Source organism: Pantoea phosphatilytica, assembly GCF_051025615.1.
Lineage (GTDB): Bacteria > Pseudomonadota > Gammaproteobacteria > Enterobacterales > Enterobacteriaceae > Pantoea.
Window position 1 is genome coordinate 24,026 of record NZ_JBPFDF010000006.1, and the last position, 23,388, is coordinate 47,413.

Consider the following 23,388-nt stretch of genomic DNA (forward strand, 5'->3'; position numbering starts at 1 on the left):
TTCAGCCGTTGAGCACCCTGCCGACCGCCGTTGCGAAGCGATGCATGCCCTCTTCGATGTCAGCCGGTTCAATGATCAGCGACGGCGCGAAACGCATTACGTCAGTCCCGGCGACCAGCACCATCACCCCTTCTGCCGCAGCGGCATTCAGGATGTCGCGCGATTTACCGGCATGCTGAGGCTTCAGCGCCGCACCAATCAGCAGGCCTTTGCCGCGGATATCGCTGAACAGATCATACTTCGCGTCAATCGCCTGCAGCGCCGTCACAAAGTGCTGACGACGCGCTTCCACGCCCGCCAGCACCGCCGGGGTGTTGATGATATCCAGCGCGGTTTCGGCGATGGCGCAGGCCAGGGGATTCCCGCCATAGGTGGTACCATGCACGCCCGGTGCCATCGTCGAGGCGATCTCATTGGTGGTCAGCATGGCGCTGACCGGGAAGCCGCCGCCCAGCGCTTTGGCAGAGGTCAGGATATCGGGCTGAATGCCATAGTGCTCATAGGCAAACAGCTTGCCGCTGCGCCCCATGCCGCTCTGCACCTCATCCAGCACCAGCAGCGCCTGATGCTGATCGCAAAGCTCACGCAATCCCTGCATAAAGGCCGGAGTGGCCGGCATCACGCCGCCTTCGCCCTGAACAGGCTCAACCACGATGGCGCAGGTATGGTCGTCGATCACCGCTTTTACCGCATCCAGATCGTTGAACGGCACATGAACGATATCCGCCGGTTTAGGCCCGAATCCGTCTGAATATTTTGGCTGCCCGCCGACCGTGACGGTAAAGAGCGTCCGGCCATGAAATGCGTTGTGGAAGGCGATGATCTTGCTTTTGAACGGGCTGTGACGCTTGCAGGCGTAATAACGCGCCAGCTTAAACGCCGCTTCGTTGGCTTCGGCGCCGGAGTTCGCGAAGAAAACGCGCTCGGCAAAGGTCGCGTGTATGAGTTTACTGGCAAGACGCAGCGCCGGTTCGTTGGTGAAGACGTTGCTGGTGTGCCACAGCGTCTCACCCTGGCTTTTCAGCGTCTCCACCAGCGCAGGATGGCAGTGTCCAAGTGCGGTGACGGCGATGCCACCCGAGAAATCGATATACTCTTTGCCCTGCTGATCCCATACACGGCTGCCCTTGCCTTTTACCGGCACGAACTGCGCAGGTGCATAAACAGGCAAAATAACGTTATCGAACGTCTCCCGCGTGACCGCAATTTTTTCGGCTGCCATTGATGACCCCATTTGAATGATGTTTGTGCAATCATGAAATAATAATCACAAAATATGCATAAAAAATCACTCAAAGGCAACTTATTGCGTCAGGAAATTGCGCAGCAGCTGGTGCCCCTGCTCGCTGAGAATGCTCTCGGGATGGAACTGCACGCCCTCCAGCGCAAGGGTTTTGTGGCGGAATCCCATGATTTCGTCGGGTTCGCCGTCACGCACTGTCCAGGCCGTTATCTCGAACGCCTCCGGCAGGGAGTCGCGTTTGACGATCAGCGAATGGTAGCGGGTCACCGTAAGGGGATTGTTGAGATGGCGGAACACACCCTGACCGGTGTGCTGAATGGCGGACGTTTTACCGTGCATCACCTGACGCGCCCGTACTACCTGTGCCCCATACGCCTGGGCGATAGCCTGATGCCCCAGGCAGACGCCCAGCAGCGGCAGCTTCCCGGCAAAGTGCCGGATCGCCGCCAGCGAAATGCCTGACTCCGACGGCGTGCAGGGACCTGGTGAGATCACCAGATGAGTCAGCGGTAAGGCCGCCATCTGCGCCAGGGTGATAGCATCATTGCGCACCACCTGCACCTCTGCACCCAGTTCGCAGAAATATTGATAAAGATTCCAGGTAAAGGAGTCGTAGTTGTCGATAAGCAGCAGCATGAACCATCCAGAGTGATAACCCGCGCGGCTATTCTACGCGGTTACGCCGCCTCACTCACCACTTTCGCAAACACCTGCTCCAGCGGCTCCAGGTCTCCGGCTACGCCAGCCTGATTCGCCGCTTTCCAGCTTTCCGCATCCGTCTCATCCCACGACAGCAGATAACCGGCATGCAGCGCCAGCTGTTCGAAGAAGATGCGCTGTGCGCGGCCATTTCCATGACGGAACGGATGCAGCATATTGATTTCACAATAGTAGTGCGCGATGCGGCGGATAAACTCCTCGCGCGGCAGCTCCGCCAGCCCCTTCTCCTCCTCCAGCGCGGCCATCAGTGCGTTGCCCTCTTTTTCGATATATTCGAAATGGCAGAACGGCGTCTCATCACGCCAGATATCGATGGTGCGCAGCTCACCGGCCCAGCTGTAGATATCCTGGAACAGCGTGCGGTGGATCAGACGCAGGTAGGGCAATCCCGGATTGCGCGGGCCCAGCTCCAGTGTCGCGGCCCGCGCCGCGCTGAAGCTCAGCTCCGCCTTGCGCAGCTGGGCGGCATCGTGAATATCGGCCAGGTTTTTCAGGACGTTGTCATGCTGCCACAGGTAAGGATCCTGACTGACGGCGCTGTTAGAGTCCATATTGCCTCCTCAGGGACGCCAGGCGTGCCGCCGCATCATCGCTGTTAACGCTGGTTTCAGTCGGTGCAAAGCCCTCCAGACGGCAACTGGCCTGATAGCTGGCGCTACGCCGCTGTTGCCACAGGGTGACTTTCTGTTTTTCGGTGAGTCTGTTCGCCATACCGCCTCCTGCTCAGGTTTTTTGCCCTAAGTATAAGAGCAAATTCTGGCTTTGCCGGAGACGGCAGGCCGTCGCCATCCGCAGATGGCGATCCGGAGGCTTAAGGCAGGACTTTGGCGGAGAGAATGACGACCGGTTTTGACGGGACATTCTGGTATGGACCGACATCTTTGGTCGGCACCTGCGAAATTTTTTCTACCACATCCTGACCTTTCACGATCTTACCAAACACGGCATAGCCAAAGTCGCGCTGTCCGTGGTCCAGGAACGCATTGTCCGCCACGTTCAGGAAGAACTGGCTGGTCGCGCTGTCTTTGTCTGCGGTACGCGCCATCGAGATAGTGCCACGCAGGTTACGCAGGCCATTATCCGCTTCATTTTTGATCGGCGCGTTAGTCTGCTTCTGCTGCATGTCGGTGGTGAATCCCCCGCCCTGCACCATAAAGCCCGGGATCACGCGATGAAAAATAGTGTTGTTATAGAAACCGCTGTTCACGTAATCAACGAAGTTTTTCACGGAGACCGGCGCTTTCTGATTATTCAGTTCGAGTTCGATATTGCCGGCAGAAGTGGTGAGCAGAACGTGCGTGTCGCCTTTGGCGGCCAGCGCCTGGGCGGAAACGGAAGAGAGCGCGAACAGGGTGAAGGCCGCTGCTAAAGTACGTTTAAACATGAAAGATTCCTTACCTGGGAGAGCGGGCACAAAAACGTGATTGATTGTAAAGAGACTCTATTCCAGGAGCCAGTGTTTTACCTATATTTACGCTGTGGCGGTAAAAGCCGGGAGCAAACGATAAACCAGGGCTACAGCGTGATTAAAATCACACAACACATGAAATATGGATCTCATGTTTCACTGCTTGTTTATTAAGATCACAGTTCCGTTTACACTTTCTGACACTTTTTGCCACCCGGTTCTCAACAGGTTCAGAACATGACAAACCGTAATCGTATTGGCCTCACCTGGATAAGCTTCTTCTCCTACGCGCTGACCGGCGCGCTGGTGATCGTTACCGGTATGGTGATGGGCGATATCGCCAAAGATTTTCAGATCCCCATCTCCAGCATGAGTAACACCTTCACCTTCCTGAACAGCGGCATCCTCGCGGCCGTTTTCCTGAACGCCTGGCTGATGGTCATCGTGCCACTGAAGCGTCAGCTGATTTTTGGCTTCGTCCTGATGGTGCTGGCGATCATCGGATTAATGACCAGTCGCGATCTGACGGTCTTTTCGCTCTGTATGTTCGTGCTGGGCGTGGTCAGCGGCATCACCATGTCGATCGGGACCTTCCTGATCACCCACCTGTATGAAGGCCGTCAGCGCGGTTCCCGCCTGCTGTTTACCGACTCCTTCTTCAGCATGGCAGGCACGCTGTTTCCGGTGCTGGCAGGCATTCTGCTGGCGCGTCAGCTGCCCTGGTACTGGGTCTATGTCTGCATCGGCTTTATCTACGTCGCCATCTTCATCATGACGCTGTTTGTGGAGTTCCCGGTGCTGCGTAAACCCGAGAACAGCCCGACGGTTGAGAAGGAAAAATGGGGCGTGGGCGTCCTGCTGCTGGCGGTGGCGGCACTCTGCTACATTCTGGGCCAGCTCGGTTTCATCTCCTGGGTGCCGGAATATGCCACCAAAGTGATGGGCATGAATATTGATGACGCCGGACAGCTGGTCGGCAGCTTCTGGACCGCGTACATGGTCGGCATGTGGGCCTTCAGCTTCCTGCTGCGTTTCTTCGACCTGCAACGCATTCTGATGGTGCTGGCGGGTCTGGCTACCCTGCTGATGTACTGGTTCGTCAGCAGCAGCGATGCCGGGATGCTGAAATGGATCATCATGATTCTGGGCTTCAGCTCCAGCGCCATCTACACCACCATTATCACCCTGGGTTCGCTGCAGACCCGAGTGGCCTCGCCGAAGCTGGTAAACTTCATTCTGACCTGCGGCACGGTCGGCACCATGCTGACCTTCGTGGTGACCGCGCCTATCGTGGAGAAGAGTGGTGTGCATACTGCACTGGCAACGGCGAACGCGCTCTACGCTGTGGTGTTTGTGATGTGTGCCCTGCTTGGCTTTGTCAGCCGTCACCGCTCTCACGGTCACGTCATGCACTAATTGTTCGGGGCGGCGTTCTGGCGCCGCCCTGCCCGTTAACGCCGGAAGTCCACCCGCTCCCGCGCCCGCCAGTAAATCTCGCTCTCTGCCGGCTTCGTCTCTGCCACTACCGTACCCTGACGCAGCGAATAGCGCACCGGCACCTGCCTTCTTACCGCATCAAAACCACTCTCCGCAGGCAGAATCACCAGGCTGGCGTCATGGCCGACCTCAATGCCGTAACCCGGCAGCTGCAGCGTCCTGGCGCTGTGATGCGTAATCAGATCCAGGCCCGCATTGATCTGCTCATAGCCCATCAGCTGACAGACATGCAATCCCATATGCAGCACCTGCAGCATGCTGGCGGTGCCCAGCGGATACCAGGGATCAAACACATCGTCGTGACCGAAGCAGACGTTAATCTCCGCCTCCAGCATCTCTTTTACCCGCGTGATGCCGCGCCGTTTTGGATAGGTGTCAAAACGCCCCTGCAGATGGATATTGACCAGCGGGTTAGCGACAAAGTTGATGCCGGAGAGTTTCAGCAGCCGGAACAGCCGCGAGGTGTAAGCCCCGTTGTAAGAGTGCATCGCGGTGGTATGACTGGCCGTCACCCGCGCTCCGTTGCCATCGCGATGCGCCAGCGCCGCCACGGTTTCAACGAAGCGCGACTGCTCATCGTCGATCTCGTCGCAGTGAACATCGATCAGGCGATCGTAGCGGTTCGCCAGCGCAAAGGTCTTATGCAGCGATTCGACGCCATATTCGCGGGTAAATTCGAAGTGCGGGATCGCGCCGACCACATCCGCGCCCAGCCGCAGTGCCTCCTCCAGCAGCGCTTCGCCGTTGGGATAGGAGAGAATCCCCTCCTGCGGAAAAGCGACGATCTGAATGGTGATCCAGGGGGCCATCTCTGTCTTCAGCTCCAGCATCGCTTTCAGGGCCGTCAGCGACGGGTCGGAGACATCGACGTGGGTGCGGACAAACTGGATGCCGTTGGCGATCTGCCACTTCAGCGTCTGCAGCGCCCGCTGTTTCACATCTTCGTGGCTGAGCAGGGCTTTGCGCTCGGCCCAGCGTTCGATCCCCTCAAACAGGGTGCCGGACTGATTCCAGGCAGGCTCACCCGCCGTCTGGGTCGTATCCAGATGAATATGCGGCTCAACAAAGGGGGCGCAGGCCAGGCCGCCCTCTCCATCCAGCACCTGCTCTGTCGCCGGGAGCGGCTGCGGCTGGGCCGAAAGCCGGGTGATTTTGCCGTCGGCGATGTCGATTTGCCACAACCCTTCCCGTCCGGGCAAGCGCACGTTATTGATTCTGCCGGGTGACTGCATGGCTGATTCCTTATCCGATTAACCTGTGTGGTTAAAACTAGCACGATTCATACCAGGAACAGCAATGCAGGTTATTCAGCAGGTTAGCCGCATCCGATAAAATCAATGAAAATCATATATATACCTCTTAATAGGTATATGGCGTTGTGGTTGATGCATATCAATAAGCGTCAGAAACGGCGCGCTATTGTAGCCGCAGATATCGCAAATTTGAGGCAAAAATGAGCAAGCACAATGTCGTCGTTATCGGTAACGGCATGGTCGGCCACCGCTTCATCGAAGAGTTACTGGAGAAAGCGGAACCCGACCAGTTTTCGCTGACCGTCTTTTGTGAAGAACCCCGCGTCGCCTACGATCGTGTCCATCTGTCCGCTTACTTCTCCCATCATACTGCTGAAGAACTGTCGCTGGTCCGGGAAGGCTATTACGACAAACATCAGGTCACCCTGCTGCTGGGCGAGCGCGCCATCACCATTAACCGTGATGAGAAGCTCATCCACTCCAGCACCGGACGCGCGGTGCACTACGACACGCTGATTTTTGCGACCGGCTCCTATCCGTGGATCCCACCCATTACCGGGGCAGAAGGCAGCGACTGCTTTGTCTATCGCACCATCGAAGATCTCAACGCCATTGAAGCCTGCTCACGTCGCTGCAAACGCGGTGCAGTGATTGGCGGTGGGCTGCTGGGGCTGGAAGCGGCGGGCGCGCTGAAAAATCTGGGCATCGAAACCCACGTTATCGAGTTCGCGCCGGTACTGATGGCGGAGCAGCTGGATCAGCAGGGCGGAGAACTGCTGCGTCACAAGATTGAACAGATGGGCGTGCGGGTACATACCAGTAAAAATACCCGGCAGATTGTGCATCACAAGCACGGCGGCAAAACGCTGGAATTTGCCGATGGCAGTGCGCTGGAGGTCGATTTTATCGTCTTTTCCACCGGCATTCGTCCGCAGGACAAACTGGCAAAACAGTGTGGGCTGACCCTGGGGCCGCGCGGCGGCATCGCCATTGATGACCAGTGCCGCACCAGCGATCCCTCTATCTATGCGATTGGTGAGTGCGCCGCCTGGCAGAATCGCGTCTATGGCCTGGTGGCCCCGGGCTACAAAATGGCGCAGGTCGCCAGCGACCACCTGCTGGGCCGCGATAATGCCTTTACCGGCGCGGACATGAGCGCCAGGCTGAAACTGCTGGGTGTGGATGTGGGCGGCATTGGCGATGCCCGCGGCACCACGCCCGGCGCACGCAGCGTGGTCTGGCTGGATGAAGGCAAATCAATCTACAAACGTCTGGTGATCAGCAACGACCAGAAAACCCTGCTGGGTGCCGTGCTGGTGGGCGACACCCGCGACTATGGCAACCTGCTGCAACTGGTGCTGAATGCGATTCCGCTGCCGGCCAATCCGGAGGCGCTGATCCTGCCTGAAGGCAGCGGGGACAAACCGGCGATTGGCGTCGATTCCCTGCCGGATAGCGCGCAGATCTGCTCCTGCTTCGACGTCAGCAAAGGCGATATCGTGAAGGCGGTTCAGGGCGGCTGTCATACCGTGGCGGCCCTGAAAAGCGCGACCCGCGCGGGCACCGGCTGCGGCGGCTGTATTCCGCTGATTACCCAGGTGCTGAACAGCGAACTCAGCCGTCAGGGGATTGAAGTCACTAACCATCTCTGCGCCCATTTCGCCTGGTCACGTCAGGAGCTTTATCACCTGATTCAGGTGGAGGGGATCAAAACCTTTGATGAGCTGCTGGCGCGCTACGGTCAGGGTTACGGCTGTGAAATCTGCAAGCCAGCGGTGGGTTCACTGCTCGCCTCCTGCTGGAATGAGTATGTGCTGGCGCCTCAGCATACGCCGTTACAGGACAGCAACGACCTCTATCTGGGCAATATCCAGAAAGATGGCACCTATTCGGTGATCCCGCGTTCACCCGGCGGTGAGATTACGCCGCAGGGCCTCAAGGCGATCGGTGAGGTCGCCGAACGTTATCGCCTCTATACCAAGATCACCGGCTCCCAGCGTATTGGTCTGTTTGGCGCGCAGAAAGATGACCTGCCTGCGATCTGGTCCCAGCTGATCGACGCCGGATTTGAAACCGGCCAGGCCTACGCCAAGGCGCTGCGTATGGCGAAAACCTGCGTCGGCAGCGCCTGGTGCCGCTATGGCGTGGGCGACAGCCTCGGCCTTGGCGTGATGCTGGAGAACCGCTACAAAGGGATCCGGACGCCGCACAAGATGAAGTTTGGCGTTTCCGGCTGCACCCGCGAATGCGCGGAAGCACAGGGCAAAGATGTCGGCGTAATCGCCACGGAAAAAGGCTGGAACCTCTACGTCTGCGGCAACGGCGGCATGAAGCCCCGCCACGGCGATCTGCTGGCGGCCGATCTGGATCAGCAGTCGCTCATCACCTTTCTTGACCGCTTCATGATGTTCTACATCCGCACCGCCGACCGTCTGCAGCGTACCTCGCTGTGGCTGGAGAGTCTGGAAGGCGGCATCGATTATCTGCGCGACGTGATCGTGAATGACAGGCTCGGCCTCAACAGCCAGATGGAAGAGCAGCTGGCCGCGCTGCGCGCTACGGCGCATTGTGAATGGAAAACCACGCTGGAGGATAAAGCGCATCTGACGCGCTTCGCCCACTTTATCAACTCATCACAGCGCGATCCTGATGTGCAGTGGGTTGCCGAGCGCGATCAGCATCGCCCGGCACGCGTTGATGAACGTATCGCTGTGACCCTGATTGAGGAGACTGAACGATGAGCCAGTGGAATCCGGTTTGCCCGCTGACGCAGATCCTGCCCGCCACCGGCGTCTGTGCGCTGATAGCAGGCCAGCAGGTTGCGATCTTCCGTCCCCGCGACGATGAACAGCTCTATGCCCTCAGCAATATTGACCCCTTTGCTCATGCCAGCGTACTGTCACGCGGCATTATTGCCGAACACGAGGGCACGCTCTGGGTCGCCAGCCCGCTGAAGAAGCAGCGGTTTCGCCTCAGCGATGGCTACTGCATGGAGGATGAGGCCCGCTCCGTCGCGGCCTGGCCGGTGCGGGTCAACGCCGGACAGGTTGAAGTCTGCCTGTAACGCCCGTCAACAGCCCGCCTGCGCGGGCTTTTTATTAAGGACGCCTGATGGACTACTTTCCCCTGTTCTGCCGTCTGCAGGGCAGACGCTGCCTGCTGGTAGGCGCAGGTTATGTGGCGGAGCGAAAAGCCCGCCTGCTGCTGGCGGCCGGGGCCGATCTCTGGGTCGGCGCGACTGATTTCTCCCCCGTGTTCCGGCACTGGGCACAGCAGCAGGCTGTGACGCTGCTGCATGGCCCTTTTGAGCCGCACTGGCTGAAGGACTGCTGGCTGGTCGTGGCGGCCACCAGCGACAACGCCGTGAATCAGCAGGTCGCTGACGCGGCGGAAAAGCAGCAGATCTTCTGCAATCTGGTGGATGCCCCGCAGCAGGCCAGCGCCATTATGCCTTCCGTCATCGACCGTTCACCGCTGATGGTCGCCGTCTCTTCCGGCGGACGTGCGCCGGTGCTGGCGCGTCTGCTGCGGGAGAAGCTGGAGGCGATGCTGCCGCAGCATCTCGGCAAGCTGGCGCAGCGGGCAGGTACTCTACGCGACCGGGTGAAAACGCAGTTCGCCTCTCTCAATGGCCGCCGCCATTTCTGGGAGCGCTTTTTCAACAGCGAACGACTGGCGCAGACGCTGGCAAACGGTGATGAGGATCGCGCCGCGCAGATCACGGAGACGCTCCTGAGTGCCGATCCTGCCGTGCGGGGAGAAGTGGCGCTGGTGGGTGCTGGTCCTGGCGATGCCGGACTGCTGACCCTGAAAGGCCTGCAGCTGATCCAGCAGGCGGATGTCATCGTCTATGACCGGCTGGTTTCTGATGCGATTCTGAATCTGGTGCGTCGCGATGCCGAACGCATTTTTGTCGGTAAACGGGCCGGATACCACTGCGTGCCGCAGGAGGAAATCAATCAGTTACTCTGCGAGCAGGCGCAGCGCGGTAAACGGGTGGTGCGGCTGAAAGGGGGCGATCCCTTTATCTTCGGGCGCGGCGGCGAAGAGCTGGAGGCGCTGGCGCAGCGGCAGATCCCGTTCAGCGTGGTGCCCGGCATCACCGCCGCTTCGGGCTGTGCCGCCTACAGCGGTATTCCCCTGACCCACCGAGATCATGCGCAGAGCGTGAGGCTGATTACCGGGCATCTGCAGAAAACGGGCTCGCTCGAATGGCAGACGCTGGCGGCGGAACAGCAGACGCTGGTGTTTTATATGGGCCTGACCCAGGCCGCAGAGATACAGCAGCAGCTGATCACGCACGGTATGCGCCGCGATATGCCGGTGGCGCTGGTAGAAAACGGCACCTCGCCCCGTCAGCGTGTGGTCAGTGGAACACTCGGCGAGCTGGAAGCACTGGCGGCTCAGGTCGCCAGCCCCAGCCTGATGATTATCGGCAGCGTGGTCGCGCTGCGTGACACGCTGCGCTGGTTCTGAGCCTGTAAATAAAAACGGCGGGCACCATGCCCGCCGTTCTGTCTGTCGCTTTCGCCGTTACGGCATCGCGACAAAGCCCACCGCTTCATACACCTTCTTCAGCGTTTCCTGCGCCTGGGCGCGGGCTTTGGCCGCGCCATCACGCATCACCTGCTCCAGCAGCGCTTCATCGTTGCGGAAACGGTGATAACGTTCCTGCAGCTCAGAGAGCATACCGGAGACGGCATCCGCCACTGCGCCCTTCAGGTGGCCATACATCCTGCCTTCGAACTCCTGCTCCAGCTCGGCGATGGTTTTGCCGGTCACGCCTGACAGAATGTCCAGCAGGTTAGAGACGCCCGCTTTCTCTTTGATGTCGTAACGCACGACAGGCGGCTCTTCAGAGTCGGTCACGGCACGTTTAATCTTCTTCACCACCGCTTTAGGATCTTCCAGCAGGCCGATAACGTTGTTGCGGTTATCGTCAGACTTGGACATTTTCTTCGTCGGCTCCAGCAGCGACATTACGCGCGCGCCGGACTTCGGAATAAACGGCTCCGGCACCTTGAAGATCTCGCCATAAAGCGCGTTGAAGCGATGCGCGATATCGCGGCTCAGCTCCAGATGCTGTTTCTGATCTTCACCGACCGGCACCTGATGGGTCTGATAGAGCAGGATGTCAGCCGCCATCAGCACCGGATAGTCGAACAGACCAGCGTTGATGTTCTCTTCGTAACGCGCGGATTTATCCTTGAACTGAGTCATGCGGCTCAGCTCACCGAAGTAGGCGTAGCAGTTCAGGATCCAGCTCAGCTGCGTGTGCTCCGGCACATGTGACTGCACGAAGATGGTGCTTTTTTCGGGGTCGATACCACAGGCCAGATAGAGCGCCAGCGTATCCAGCGTCGCCTTACGCAGTGCAGCAGGATCCTGACGCACAGTGATCGCATGCAGATCCACGATGCAGTAGATGCAGTGGAAATCATCCTGCATCTGCACCCACTGACGCAGTGCTCCCATGTAGTTGCCGATGGTCAGTTCGCCGGACGGCTGTGCGCCGCTGAAAACGATGGGTTTCATACTTATGTCCTGATATTTACAGCCCCAGAGCGGGCAATAGTTCGTCGAAAGAGTCGAGGGTTAAATCGGGCTGGCTGGTGGCAATCGGCTCGCCATAGTTGTAGCCAAAGGTCAGGCCGACATGCGGAACGCCCGCCGCCTGCGCAGCCTGGATATCATTGCGGGAATCACCGATAAACAGCAACTCCTTCTGCAGCAGACCAAAGGTGCCCAGCACCTTAAAGATCGCCGCCGGATGCGGTTTTTTAACCGGCACATCGTCGCCACCGATAATCAGTGAAAACGCATCCTCAATACCCAGCGACGCGAGCAGCGGTGCCACAAACGGCGTCGGCTTGTTGGTGACAATCGCCATCGGCAGCCCGGCGGCTTTGAAGGCGGCCAGCGTCTCCTTCACCTGCGGGAACAGCGTACTGCCCGCCTCGACGGTGTCGGCATAATGACGGTCAAACAGCGCCCGGGCATCACGCTGCTCTTCTGGCTGCGGCTCGCGGCCCAGCGCGAAGGTCAGCGCGCGGGCCATCATGATATCGGCACCGTTACCAATCCAGGTTGACACACGCGCCAGACCCGCCTGCGGCAGACGAAGGTCGTTCAGCGTGCGGTCGATTGCATCGGCCAGGCCTGGCGCGCTATCGACCAGCGTGCCGTCCAGATCGAACGCCAGCGCACGGATATCAGTGAAATGAGCCATTGGTCTTCTCCAGTTCGTTGCGCATATCGTCGATCACTTTCTTGTAATCGGGATGACCAAAGATGGCCGAGCCGGCCACAAACATATCCGCCCCGGCGGCCGCGATCTGGCCGATGTTGTCGATCTTGACGCCGCCATCCACTTCCAGACGAATGTCGTAGCCGCTCTGATCGATACGTCTGCGCGCTTCGCGCAGCTTATCCAGCGTGCCGGGAATAAAGGACTGACCGCCAAAACCAGGGTTGACGGACATCAGCAGAATGATATCCAGCTTGTCCATCACGTAATCGAGGTAGCTCAGCGGCGTCGCCGGATTAAAGACCAGGCCCGCTTTGCAGCCATGCTCTTTAATCAGTTGCAGGGTACGATCGACATGTTCGCTGGCTTCGGGATGAAAAGTGATATAGGTGGCGCCCGCTCTGGCGAACTCGGGGATAAGCGCATCCACCGGTTTCACCATCAGATGCACATCGATGGGGGCGGTGATGCCATAGTCGCGCAGGGCTTTCAGCACCATCGGACCCATGGTCAGGTTAGGGACGTAGTGGTTGTCCATCACGTCGAAGTGAACCACGTCACCTCCGGCCGCCAGCGCTTTGGCCGTATCTTCGCCCAGGCGAGCAAAGTCTGCCGAAAGGATTGAAGGGGCCAGCAAATATTGTTTCATCCGATTCTCCCACTGTTGTGCGCCAGCCCTGCGGCTGGCGTAATGCGTTGGTCGCGGACGAAACAGACTAGCGATAAAGTGCCAGCAGTTCGTCGACCTTGGTGCGACCGGTTATGCTCCGGCTGATAGAACGCCGGGCTTTGACCACATGTAACACTGCACCCTGATACCACAAACGCGTCAGTGCAGTGTCGTGGTTGGAAATCAGTACCGGAATCCGGTGCTCCGATGAAGAGATCTCTGCGGCCAGCGCCGCCAGATTCTCCTGCTCACGCAGGCTGAAGCTGTTGGTGTGGTAAGCCGTAAAATTGGCCGTTGCCGACAGCGGCGCATAAGGCGGGTCGCAATAGACCACCGATCCTTTACCGGCACTCTTCAGGGTAACATCGTACGATTCACAGACAAACGTCGCTTTCTGTGCACGCTCAGCAAACCATAACAGTTCTGCTTCGGGAAAGTAGGGTTTGCGATAGCGGCCGAACGGGACGTTGAATTCACCCCGCAGGTTATAGCGGCACAGACCGTTGTAACAGTGACGGTTCAGATAGAGGAACAGCAGCGCACGCTGATAGGCGTCCGTGCTGGTATTAAATTCAGTGCGGTGCTGGTAATAACAGATTTCGTTGTTATTTTCTGGCGTGAAGAGCCGCTGCGCATCGCGGATAAAGTCCGACGTGCGCGTTTTAACGATGTTGTAGAGATTGATCAGGTCACTGTTAATATCGGCAAGATGATAGCGATCAAATTCAGTGTTCAGAAACACCGAACCTGCGCCAACAAATGGCTCGACCAGACAGTCGCCCTGCGGCAGATGGCGATGGATCTCTTCTACTAAGGGAAATTTTCCCCCTGCCCATTTCAGGAAAGCGCGATTTTTTTTCATGCTGTCGTGGTTATTACATCTTATTGTGAGGCTGTGGCTGAACCGACAGCAGATCTGCGCTTTAAACGGGGCCAGCGAGTGGCCCCACATCCGCTATTGGCTGGCTTCTTTCTTCACCTGGCTGACGGGCTTCACCCACGGGTTCTTCGCACGCACGTCTGCAGGCAGTGAGGCCACTGCCCGTTTAGCATCCGCTGGCGTCGCGTAGGAGCCACTGACCAGCACGTACCACGGCTGACCGCTGCGGGTGGTTTTGTAGACGTGATAGCCACTCAGATTCTGCTGCTTCGCCCAGGCGTTCAGACTTTCCGGCTTCGACGCGCCGCTCAGTTGCAGCGTGTAGCTGCCGCCAGGCAGGGATTTGCTGGCCGTACCGCTGCCGGCGACGGACGTAGCAGGCGCAGAAGTGGCAGGTGTCCGCGCGGGCGTCGTGTGGGTTCTGCTGTCACGGGTAACCGGCTTCGACGCGGTGGCCGTTTTGTGCGATGACTCGTGCGCCGGACGGGCCGCAGTAGTGGTGCGGTTTGGCGTCTGGCGGCCCGGTGCGGTAACCGGGTTGGCTGCCGTGCCGGACGTGCCGCTGACGGTCGCAGGCGCGGTTGGCAGAGAGCTGCCCCCCTGCGAGCCCATCGCGGCGTTATCGACCTGCTGCTGCTGATTGGTCAGCGCGCTGTTGAGGTCGCCCGGCAGCGTTACACGCTGCTGACTGGCGGGCGTATCAACCGGTGCTGCCTGCGTCGGCGTGGAGGCTACAGGCGGCATCGAGATGTCGCGCTGCGCGTCAGATCCACTATTTGCGCTGGTCGCCGGGCTGTTTTCGGTCGTGGCCGGGCTATTCTGTGCACCTGACATAGAGGAGGAACCGGTCAGATCGATATTTTTCTCGCTGCCGGAACCGCCACCCGCCGCCGTGGTGTTAGCCGCCGTGGTGGATTTCTTCTCATCCGGGCCATTCAGTGCCGATCCAATGCCCAGCACCAGTAACAGCAGGACCAGGATCCCGACACCCATCATGATACGCTGGCGCGAAACCGGTATTCTGGCTGCGGTAGACGACTTACGAGGGCGCGAGGGACGGCGGTCGCTGGCGTCAGGTTTTAACTCGTCTTCCGGTTTAAACTCATCCATTTTGCCTCCTCCGTAAAGCGGCATTCCGCACTGCGCACCCTGCGCGCCGCGTCACCACTCAACTGCTTAATCTCAGGGTTGCTGACAATCGTTAATTGCAGCCAGCACCATATCATGTGCCACGCCGCCACGCACTTCAGAGCGGCCAATCGACAGCGGGAGTATCAGCCGCAATTCGCCCGCCAGAACTTTTTTATCGCGCATCATGTGTGGCAGGTACATCTCTGCACTCATCGCCCGCGGCCCGTGTACCGGTAAACCGGCACGTCGCAACAGAGCAATAATGCGGTCTGTCTCTTCCGCACTGAACTGTCCCAGACGTTCCGCCGTGCGCGCCGCCATCACCATGCCTGCGGCAATCGCTTCGCCATGCAGCCAGTTGCCGTAGCCCATGTGGGCTTCAATCGCATGGCCAAAGGTATGACCCAGATTGAGCAGCGCCCGCTGACCGTTTTCACGCTCATCGGCAGCCACCACGTCCGCTTTCAGCTCACAGCAGCGACGGATGCAGTAGGCCAGCGCCTGCGCATCCAGCGCCAGCAGCGCATCCAGGTTCTGCTCCAGCCACTGGAAAAATGCGCCATCAAGGATGATGCCGTATTTGATCACTTCGGCCAGACCGGACGCCAGTTCGCGCGCGGGTAGCGTCTGCAGACAGGTTGTATCGATCACCACCGATGCGGGCTGATAAAACGCACCGATCATGTTTTTGCCCAGCGGGTGGTTAACGGCCGTTTTGCCACCAACCGACGAGTCAACCTGCGACAGTAAGGAGGTCGGCACCTGAATAAAGCGGACGCCACGCTGATAACTCGCCGCAGCAAAACCGGTCAGATCGCCAATGACGCCGCCGCCTAAGGCGACAAGCGTCGTATCACGACCGTGCGGTTTTTGCAGAAGGGCGGTAAAGACCTGATCCATCACGGCCAGCGTTTTGTACTGCTCGCCGTCGGGTAAGATCACCTGATCCACATTGACCCCTGCCGCTGTCAGCTGCGCTATCAGCGGGTCAAGATAGAGCGGGGCCAGCGTCTGGTTTGTCACCACCATGGCGTTTTCGCCCGCCTTCAGCGGCCAAAAAGAAGCCGGATCGTTAAACAGTCCGGCGGCGATAGTGATGGGGTAACTGCGTTCCCCCAGTGAGACGGTGATCTTCTCCATGATGCCCGATACCTGTTAAAGAGTCTTCGAACGTTGGATCAACTTTTTTCCAACATGTGGATAATCTGATTCGCCACCACTTTGGCACTCTGATCATCGGTGCGGATGGTGACATCGGCGATCTCTTCATAGAGCGGATTACGTTCACCGGCCAGTGCTTCGAGCACTTCGCGCGGCGGCGAATCCACCTGCAGCAACGGACGTTTTTTGTCACGCTGGGTGCGCGCCAGCTGCTTCTCGATGGTGGTTTCAAGATAAACCACAACACCGCGGGCGGAGAGACGATTACGCGTTTCCCGGGATTTGACGGAACCCCCGCCTGTCGCCAGGACGATGCCTTGCTTCTCGGTCAGTTCGTTAATGATTTTTTCTTCGCGATCGCGAAAGCCAGCTTCGCCTTCGACATCAAAAACCCAGCCCACATCCGCTCCGGTGCGTCGCTCAATTTCCTGATCGGAATCGAAGAACTCCATGTTGAGTTGCTGAGCCAACTGACGGCCAATAGTGCTTTTGCCGGCACCCATCGGCCCAACCAGAAAGATATTGCGTTTCTCTGCCATTTTGTCGGTATTACTAAGAATTCGTTAATGATACCCCGCGTTCAGCATTTGCTGGCGGGACAGGAACTGAGACCTCATGAGCGTTAGCAAGAGTCAGATGAAAAATTATCTCAACACTCAAGGCTGTTTGGCAACCGATTATATTGCCTTCAGCACATCCATTTCTGGATTGGCCTGTGTTCGCGAAACTGTAACGCGCCAGCGCTGCGTCTTTACAACGCGGCTTACAGAGGAGTTTACTAATCTGCTTGCCTGGATTTACCGGGCATAGACGGTTACACCGTATTGAAAATCGCTAAACCTTGTAAGCTAATTCCTCTCCGGCGTCAACGCAGTTGGCCTTCAGGAACACATTTTCCGTTTTATCCACCCGTAAGCGCTGATTCCCTGACCAATCGCGGCGTAATGAAGATGACCAGCTCTCTTTTTTTGCGCTGTTCCGAATGCTGGCGAAACAGCCCGCCAATCAGCGGCACGTTTCCCAGCAGCGGCACCTGATTCTGCCCGCGCGTGCGCTGCTGCTGAAAGATACCGCCTAATGCCAGCGTTTGCCCGTCGCTGACCGTGACCTGCGTCTCAATTTCCTGTTTATCAATAGATAATATGTCGCTGTCGCCGCTTCGGATGGTGCGACCCGGCATATTCTGGCTGATATGGATTTTCAGCTGAATGCGGCCCTTGCCGGAGATGGCGGGCGTCACCTCCATGCCCAGCACCGCCTCTTTAAACTCAATACTGGTGGCGCCGCTGTTGCCTGCCGACACGGCATAGGGAATTTCGGTGCCCTGCTTGATCGAGGCGGTCTGCTGATGCGAGGTAAAGAGACGCGGACTGGCGATAATTTCAATCTGGTTCTCCTGCTCCAGCGCACTGAGCTCCAGATCCAGAAGCCCGCCGCCGATGCGCGCCAGCGCCATCCCTACGCTGATGCCCGGAGAACTCACCGCCAGCGGAATAGCCAGCCGGGGATGATGCAGGATGTCGGTCACCGCCGCATCACCCGCCTGCAGCCCCCACTTTACCCCCAGCTCCTGCAGATGCTCTTCGCTGATGGTCACGATGTGCGCCGAAAGCTCGATCTGCTCCAGCGGCCGATCCAGCGCCCGTATCCAGCGCTCCGTCTCTTTTAACGCGGCCGCCGTATCGCGCAACAGCAGTGCATTGGTGCGTTTATCGATTGTTACGCTGCCGCGCGGCGTCATGAGTGTCTGCCGTTCACTCAGCAGACTCGCATGGACCTCACTGGCGCTGGCATAGCGCAACAGTACGCTACGCTGCTGCAGGGGGCGCTGCTGTAACGCTTCCTGCTGCTCAGCCTGACGCGCCTGTTGCTGAGCCTGCTGCCAGCTGGCCGGGTAGACCATCAGGACATTGTCCTGTTCGATCAGCGTCAGCTTTGCCATGCGCGCCACCAGATCCAGCGCCTGATGCCAGGGCACATTATCCAGCCGCAGAGACAGCGTCCCCTCCACGTCCGGCGCAATCAGCAGGTTGATCTGCTGATAATCCGCCAGTGCCTGCAGAATACGCGTCACCGGCGCATGATCAAACGTCAGGCTGAGCGGCTCTTCATCGGCGGCGTAAACCGGCAGCAGGCCGCTCAGGGCCAGCAGCAGCAGGGCTATCCTTGTCATGCGCTCCTCCTTTTAAATAGATCCGGGTCTGTTGTGCCTCGCAGCTATCCGGCACCACCAGGGTGATACTGTGACGGCGGATATCAGCAGGCTGCCAGGGGGCAACGGGAAACGGCCTGCCGCTGCGGGCCATTATGCTCTGCCCCTGTGGGGTCAGCAGCCAGGCGTGATAATGCGCCTCGCGCCCGACGATCCCCTGCAGCCGCCAGCCGGTCAGGGGCGCGACGACGGCCTTGCAGAGCGACGTTGCGACAGGCTGAAACGGATCCCGCGCCAGCACGCCGCCACCGCAGAGCAGCAGAATCAGCAGGCTATAGCGCATCGTCAGGGTCCAGCCAGAGCTGCGCGACCAGAAACGGCGGCTGTGAGCGCAGCTGAAAATGGTGCGGAAAAGGCGCATCACCTTCGGCAAGCTCGGCAAACAGCGACTGGAACGCCGGCCACTGCAGATGCAGCGTCAGCGTGCGCGAAGCGGTATCGGGCTGCCACGCCTCAAGCTGGTGATGACGTGCGGCCAGAATCGCGTCCATGGCCCCGTCCGAATCGGGTCTGGCGCGCTGCAGGGCCTGCAGTTGCGCCTTCAGCTGCGCACTAGCGGGATGCTGCTGCCACTGCTGCTGGCGTTGCTGCAGAGAGTGGGTTAACTGCGACAGCATCTGCTGTTCCACGATCAGCGCCTGCTGCCGGGGGCGTAACAGAGCGACCCCGAAGAGCAGCAACAGCCCGGCAGAGACGATCGCGAGCAGCCCGTAGCGTGGCAACGCAGTCATCTGCCACCAGCGATCCCACCACTCACTCATCATTCACCTCCCGCAACGTCAGTTGCAGTGAAAAGTGATAACGGCCATCAGGCTGGCGCTTAACGCCGCCCTGCTTCACCTGGTCAAACAGGGTGACAGTGGTTAACTGCTGGCGGAACTGCCGGATCGCCACCATATCCTGTGCCATTCCCTCCAGCATCAGACGCTGGTCGCGCTTCTCCAGCCGGGTCAGCCAGGCGCTGTCGGGTAACAATGCGGGTAAATCCAGCCAGAACTGCTGCCAGGCGACCCGCTGCGCCCGCTGCCTGCGCTGCTTCGCCTGCTGCTTCTGTACGACCGCGAGCTGCGCCAGCAACGCCTTCTGCTCCGCCAGCTGTTTTGCCAGATGGTTCAGCGCCTGCTGCTGCACACCGGTAGCCTGCGCCACATGCTGACGCGCCTGCTGGATACGCCATGCCTGCTGCATCACCGCCAGTAAGAGGCTGATGGCCACCAGTAACAGCACCGCCAGGCTCTGCCGTCGCTGCTGCTGAAGACGTCGCTGCCGCCAGGGCAGCAGATTAACCGCGATATGCATTATTCGTCCCCGCGCAGCGCCAGTCCGGCGGCCAGCACAAACGCGCCCGGATTTTCCGGCAGAGGCGGCTGTTGATAGCGAAAGAGATCGAAAGGAGAAAACAGAGTGGCGTCAGCCGGCAGCACCGCTTCTCCGGCTGCACACCAGGCGACAGCTGGCGCGTCAGGAAAAGCCTGCCGGAGAGCCTCGGGCGTGGCAACCCCGGCGGTATCGACAGCGGTATGCGCATCGCTCCAGAGCCAGCGTTCATCCTGATGCAGGGCCAGCACCGCGCCCGGCGGCCATGCTGCCTGCCGGACCAGTCGCTTCAGCGCGTCGGTCGTGAGTTCAAACACCTGCGGCGTGAGTCCCGCCTGTAACAGGGGAGTCATCCACTGTTCGATGATCTCCAGCCGTGCTGCCGTCACGCAGAGCTGACCTTCCTGTGCCGCCGGGCGATAATCCAGCGCCAGCGCGGCAGGCTCCAGCGGAAAGAGACGGCGCGCAGCCGCCTGCACATAGTGTTCCAGTGCCTGCGCCTTCAGCGGCTGCGCGGGCAGCGGGAGCTGACGCTGCAGCACCAGCCGGGCGGGCAGTGCGACCCGCAGCGAGTAACGGCGCGGCAATCGCTGACGCCAGGCGGTTAAGGCCGCCAGTAACTCAGGTGAAGATTGCAGCACGCCGTTTCTTAACGTATCTTGCGGCAGCCGCTGCTGCCACCAGTGGCGTAGCTGCCAGCCATCACGACGGGGCTGGAGGGCCAGGGCGCAAATCTGCCTATTCTGAATATCCAGCCCAATTTGCCAGGTATGAAAAGCCATCCGCGCGATCTCCTTATCGTCCGGGAAAATGGACATATCAAAGCGTCTGGCTTGCCTTTATACTACCGCGCGGTTGTTTATAAACTGCTCAAACGACAACAGATGGGAAATTCCAGGTGAAGTTCGTAAAGTATTTATTGATCCTTGCAGTGTGTTGCATCCTGTTGGGAGCTGGCTCGATTTATGGTTTATACAAATACATAGAGCCGCAGCTGCCTGACGTCAACACGCTGAAAGATGTGCGTCTGCAGACCCCTATGCAGGTTTACAGCGCCGATGGCGATCTGATCGCCCAGTATGGCGAGATGCGCCGTATTCCTTTGACGCTGCAACAGGTGCCACCGGTGATGGTGAAAGCTTTTATCGCCACCGAAGACAGCCGCTTTTATGAGCATCACGGCGTGGACCCGGTGGGAATTTTCCGTGCGGCCAGCATTGCGCTGGTTTCCGGTCATGCCTCACAGGGTGCCAGTACCATTACGCAGCAGCTGGCCCGTAACTTCTTCCTGAGCCCTGAACGCACCCTGATGCGTAAGATAAAAGAGGCGTTCCTGGCGATCCGCATTGAGCAGTTGCTGAATAAAGATGAGATTCTTGAGCTCTATCTGAACAAGATCTATCTGGGCTACCGGGCTTATGGCATCGGAGCCGCCTCGCAGGTCTATTTTGGTAAGCCGGTGGACCAGCTGTCGCTGAGTGAGATGGCGATGATTGCCGGACTGCCGAAGGCGCCCTCAACCTTCAACCCGCTTTACTCACCGAGCCGCGCCCTGTCGCGCCGCAACGTCGTGCTGGCGCGTATGCTGGATCAGCATTACATCACCCAGCAGCAGTATGACGAAGCCCGCAACACGCCACTGGTCGCGAAGTATCACGGTCCTGAAATTGCGTTCTCTGCCCCCTATCTGAGCGAAATGGTGCGTCAGGAGATGGTGAAGCGTTACGGTGACAGCGCCTACACCGACGGTTATAAGGTCTACACTACCGTGACCCGTCGTCTGCAGGAAGCCGCACAGACTTCGGTGCGCAACAACGTCATGGCCTACGATATGCGTCATGGCTATCGCGGGCCGACTCGTGTGCTGTGGAAAGTGGGTGAACCCGCCTGGGATCAGACAAAGATTGAGAACACGCTGAAGCCGCTGCCGGTCTACGGTCCGCTCCATCCGGCAGTGGTCACGGATGCGCGCAGCGATGAAGCGACGGTGATGCTGAAAGATGGCAGCAACGTATTGCTGACGTTAGCCGGTGTACGCTGGGCGCGTCCCTACAAGTCCGACACCGTGCAGGGGCCGACGCCGAAGAGCGTGACGCAGGTCCTGCAGGCCGGTCAGCAGATCTGGGTGCGCAAAGTGGGTGACGACTGGTGGCTGGGCCAGGTGCCGGATGTCAATTCAGCGCTGGTTTCACTGAATCCTGATGATGGTGCGGTACGTGCGCTGGTGGGCGGTTTCGCCTTTAACCAGAGCATGTTTAACCGTGCCACCCAGGCGCTGCGACAGGTCGGTTCTAACATCAAGCCTTTCCTCTACACCGCTGCGATGGATCGCGGGCTGACGCTCGCCTCGATCCTTAACGATGTGCCGATCTCACGCTGGGATGCAGGAGCCGGTGCGGACTGGCGTCCCAAGAACTCACCGCCAACCTATGATGGTCCGATTCGTCTGCGTCAGGGCCTGGGGCAGTCGAAAAACGTCGTGATGGTGCGGGCGATGCGTGCGATGGGCGTGGATTACGCCGCAGAGTATCTGCAGCGCTTTGGTTTCCCGGCGCAGAACATCATTCACACCGAGTCGCTGGCGCTGGGCGCCGCCTCGTTCACCCCGCTCCAGGTGGTGCGCGGCTACTCCGTGATGGCGAATGGTGGCTTCCTGATTGACCCCTACTTCATCAGCCGGATTGAGAATGAACAGGGCAACACCGTGTTCGAAGAGAAACCGAAGATCGCCTGTCCACAGTGCAATCTGCCGGTGATCTACGGTGAAACCAGGAAAGCGCTGGCGCTGAACGAAGAGAGTGTAGAGAACGTCGCAGCCTCAGACGCTAAGCAGAATCAGGCGGCGCCTCAGCCTGCACTGGAGCAGGTGCCGGCTCAGGCCCAGCAGGGCGGTCAGGCGTATGCGCCACATGTCATCAACACCCCGCTTAGCTTCCTGATCAAAAGTGCGCTGAACAGTAATATCTTCGGCGAACCGGGCTGGATGGGCACCGGCTGGCGTGCCGGCCGTGACCTTAAACGTAATGATATCGGCGGTAAAACCGGTACCACCAATAGTTCGAAAGACGCCTGGTTCTCGGGCTACGGCCCGGGTGTGGTGACCTCCGTCTGGATCGGTTTCGATGATGCGCGCCGTGATCTGGGCCGCAGCACGCTCTCCGGTGCCATTCCCGATCAGATTTCGGGCTATGAAGGCGGCGCGAAGAGTGCGCAACCGGCATGGGATGAGTTCATGAAGAGCGCGCTGGAAGGCGTCCCGGTGCAGCCGTTAACGCCGCCGGACGGGGTGGTGACGGTCACCATCGACCGCAGCACCGGCAAACTGGCTAATGGTGGCGGCAATACCCGTCAGGAATATTTCATCAATGGCACCCAGCCGACCGAATATTCGGTTCATGATGTGGGCACCACCATCATGGACAATGGCGAGAGTCACGAGCTGTTCTGACGTAACCGCTGGCGTGTGAAATCAACAAAGCCGATCGCTCTGACGATCGGCTTTTTTTTTGCGTAAAAAGGGGATGGCCCAGGGGTTTAAAAAAGGATACGCAACGCTGCGTTTTCACATCACTGCCCTCCTCTGCTTTGCTGCCATCAGCAGGGAGTATCAGAGCGTAGTCTGGATCGATGGGGATAAAGTAGCGGGGGG

At 59.0% G+C, this 23,388-nt stretch carries 23 protein-coding genes; 5 read left to right on the plus strand and 18 right to left on the minus strand.

The window, feature by feature from the left end; genetic code table 11:
• Position 1: 1 nt before the first annotated feature.
• The 5 genes from argD to ppiA all read right to left on the minus strand — a co-directional run bounded on the left by argD (position 2) and on the right by ppiA (position 3,347).
• Complete coding sequence (argD, locus tag ACR6AS_RS18040; protein WP_293773422.1) at positions 2 to 1,222, minus strand: bifunctional acetylornithine/succinyldiaminopimelate transaminase; 1,221 nt, start codon at positions 1,220 to 1,222, stop codon at positions 2 to 4.
• A gap of 81 nt (positions 1,223 to 1,303) precedes the next feature.
• Positions 1,304 to 1,879, minus strand: coding sequence for an aminodeoxychorismate/anthranilate synthase component II (locus ACR6AS_RS18045; RefSeq protein ID WP_434163365.1), 576 nt, complete (start codon positions 1,877 to 1,879; stop codon positions 1,304 to 1,306).
• A 41-nt stretch (positions 1,880 to 1,920) separates the two neighbouring features.
• The gene (locus tag ACR6AS_RS18050) at positions 1,921 to 2,514 is read right to left on the minus strand and encodes a putative adenosine monophosphate-protein transferase Fic (RefSeq protein WP_111139714.1); all 594 of its coding nucleotides are present in this window, start codon (positions 2,512 to 2,514) and stop codon (positions 1,921 to 1,923) included.
• Positions 2,504 to 2,674, minus strand: a complete 171-nt coding sequence (locus ACR6AS_RS18055) for a YhfG family protein (RefSeq protein WP_111139715.1) — start codon at positions 2,672 to 2,674, stop codon at positions 2,504 to 2,506. Before ACR6AS_RS18055 ends, ACR6AS_RS18050 begins: the two co-directional genes overlap by 11 nt.
• Before the next feature lie 100 nt (positions 2,675 to 2,774).
• Positions 2,775 to 3,347: a peptidylprolyl isomerase A gene (gene ppiA, locus ACR6AS_RS18060; RefSeq protein ID WP_111139716.1), complete on the minus strand. Its 573-nt coding sequence runs from the start codon at positions 3,345 to 3,347 to the stop codon at positions 2,775 to 2,777.
• 261 nt (positions 3,348 to 3,608) lie between these two features.
• Here ppiA and tsgA point away from each other — a divergent pair, with 261 nt between their 5' ends.
• Positions 3,609 to 4,787 (plus strand): MFS transporter TsgA, encoded by a 1,179-nt coding sequence (gene tsgA / locus ACR6AS_RS18065; protein WP_111139717.1) that lies wholly within the window; start codon positions 3,609 to 3,611, stop codon positions 4,785 to 4,787.
• Positions 4,788 to 4,822: 35 nt separating this feature from the next.
• Here the strand turns inward: tsgA and ACR6AS_RS18070 are convergent, their stop codons facing one another.
• Positions 4,823 to 6,100, minus strand: a complete 1,278-nt coding sequence (locus ACR6AS_RS18070) for a cytosine deaminase (protein WP_111139718.1) — start codon at positions 6,098 to 6,100, stop codon at positions 4,823 to 4,825.
• Positions 6,101 to 6,321: 221 nt separating this feature from the next.
• Between ACR6AS_RS18070 and nirB the strand changes: the two genes are divergently transcribed.
• Genes nirB through cysG form a run of 3 tightly spaced genes read left to right on the plus strand, consistent with a single transcriptional unit; the run spans position 6,322 to position 10,597 of the window.
• Complete coding sequence (nirB, locus tag ACR6AS_RS18075; RefSeq protein WP_111139719.1) at positions 6,322 to 8,862, plus strand: nitrite reductase large subunit NirB; 2,541 nt, start codon at positions 6,322 to 6,324, stop codon at positions 8,860 to 8,862.
• Positions 8,859 to 9,185, plus strand: a complete 327-nt coding sequence (gene nirD / locus ACR6AS_RS18080; protein WP_111139720.1) for a nitrite reductase small subunit NirD — start codon at positions 8,859 to 8,861, stop codon at positions 9,183 to 9,185. Before nirB ends, nirD begins: the two co-directional genes overlap by 4 nt.
• A gap of 47 nt (positions 9,186 to 9,232) precedes the next feature.
• Positions 9,233 to 10,597, plus strand: coding sequence for a siroheme synthase CysG (gene cysG, locus ACR6AS_RS18085; protein WP_434163368.1), 1,365 nt, complete (start codon positions 9,233 to 9,235; stop codon positions 10,595 to 10,597).
• A 57-nt stretch (positions 10,598 to 10,654) separates the two neighbouring features.
• On the opposite strand, the gene trpS is transcribed toward cysG, so the two are convergent.
• From trpS to pilM, 12 genes are all read right to left on the minus strand, one after another.
• A complete protein-coding gene (gene trpS, locus ACR6AS_RS18090) occupies positions 10,655 to 11,656 on the minus strand; it encodes a tryptophan--tRNA ligase (protein WP_111139722.1) in 1,002 nt (333 codons plus the stop codon).
• Positions 11,657 to 11,672: 16 nt separating this feature from the next.
• Positions 11,673 to 12,350 (minus strand): phosphoglycolate phosphatase, encoded by a 678-nt coding sequence (locus ACR6AS_RS18095; RefSeq protein WP_111139723.1) that lies wholly within the window; start codon positions 12,348 to 12,350, stop codon positions 11,673 to 11,675.
• A complete protein-coding gene (gene rpe, locus ACR6AS_RS18100) occupies positions 12,334 to 13,017 on the minus strand; it encodes a ribulose-phosphate 3-epimerase (RefSeq protein WP_111139724.1) in 684 nt (227 codons plus the stop codon). The genes ACR6AS_RS18095 and rpe overlap by 17 nt, the downstream gene beginning before the upstream one ends.
• Positions 13,018 to 13,084: 67 nt before the next feature.
• Complete coding sequence (gene dam, locus ACR6AS_RS18105) at positions 13,085 to 13,900, minus strand: adenine-specific DNA-methyltransferase (RefSeq protein ID WP_111139733.1); 816 nt, start codon at positions 13,898 to 13,900, stop codon at positions 13,085 to 13,087.
• Between the two features lie 93 nt (positions 13,901 to 13,993).
• Positions 13,994 to 15,028 (minus strand): SPOR domain-containing protein, encoded by a 1,035-nt coding sequence (locus ACR6AS_RS18110; RefSeq protein WP_434163369.1) that lies wholly within the window; start codon positions 15,026 to 15,028, stop codon positions 13,994 to 13,996.
• 72 nt (positions 15,029 to 15,100) lie between these two features.
• Positions 15,101 to 16,189, minus strand: a complete 1,089-nt coding sequence (gene aroB / locus ACR6AS_RS18115; protein WP_434163372.1) for a 3-dehydroquinate synthase — start codon at positions 16,187 to 16,189, stop codon at positions 15,101 to 15,103.
• Positions 16,190 to 16,227: 38 nt separating this feature from the next.
• The gene (gene aroK, locus ACR6AS_RS18120) at positions 16,228 to 16,749 is read right to left on the minus strand and encodes a shikimate kinase AroK (protein WP_003852989.1); all 522 of its coding nucleotides are present in this window, start codon (positions 16,747 to 16,749) and stop codon (positions 16,228 to 16,230) included.
• A 362-nt stretch (positions 16,750 to 17,111) separates the two neighbouring features.
• Positions 17,112 to 18,383, minus strand: coding sequence for a DNA uptake porin HofQ (gene hofQ / locus ACR6AS_RS18125; RefSeq protein WP_111139728.1), 1,272 nt, complete (start codon positions 18,381 to 18,383; stop codon positions 17,112 to 17,114).
• Positions 18,319 to 18,705, minus strand: a complete 387-nt coding sequence (locus ACR6AS_RS18130) for a DNA utilization family protein (protein WP_111139729.1) — start codon at positions 18,703 to 18,705, stop codon at positions 18,319 to 18,321. The genes hofQ and ACR6AS_RS18130 overlap by 65 nt, the downstream gene beginning before the upstream one ends.
• Positions 18,695 to 19,186, minus strand: coding sequence for a HofO family protein (locus tag ACR6AS_RS18135; protein ID WP_434163376.1), 492 nt, complete (start codon positions 19,184 to 19,186; stop codon positions 18,695 to 18,697). Before ACR6AS_RS18135 ends, ACR6AS_RS18130 begins: the two co-directional genes overlap by 11 nt.
• Entirely contained in the window at positions 19,176 to 19,721 is a 546-nt protein-coding gene (locus ACR6AS_RS18140) for a PilN domain-containing protein (protein WP_293773391.1), read from the minus strand. Before ACR6AS_RS18140 ends, ACR6AS_RS18135 begins: the two co-directional genes overlap by 11 nt.
• Entirely contained in the window at positions 19,721 to 20,521 is an 801-nt protein-coding gene (gene pilM / locus ACR6AS_RS18145; RefSeq protein ID WP_293773388.1) for a type IV pilus biogenesis protein PilM, read from the minus strand. The genes ACR6AS_RS18140 and pilM overlap by 1 nt, the downstream gene beginning before the upstream one ends.
• A 116-nt stretch (positions 20,522 to 20,637) precedes the next feature.
• On the opposite strand from pilM, the gene mrcA reads away from it, so the two are divergent.
• Positions 20,638 to 23,187 carry a peptidoglycan glycosyltransferase/peptidoglycan DD-transpeptidase MrcA gene (gene mrcA, locus ACR6AS_RS18150; protein WP_434163378.1) on the plus strand — a complete coding sequence of 850 codons (2,550 nt, stop codon included), beginning with the start codon at positions 20,638 to 20,640 and terminating at the stop codon, positions 23,185 to 23,187.
• Positions 23,188 to 23,388 lie beyond the last annotated feature (201 nt).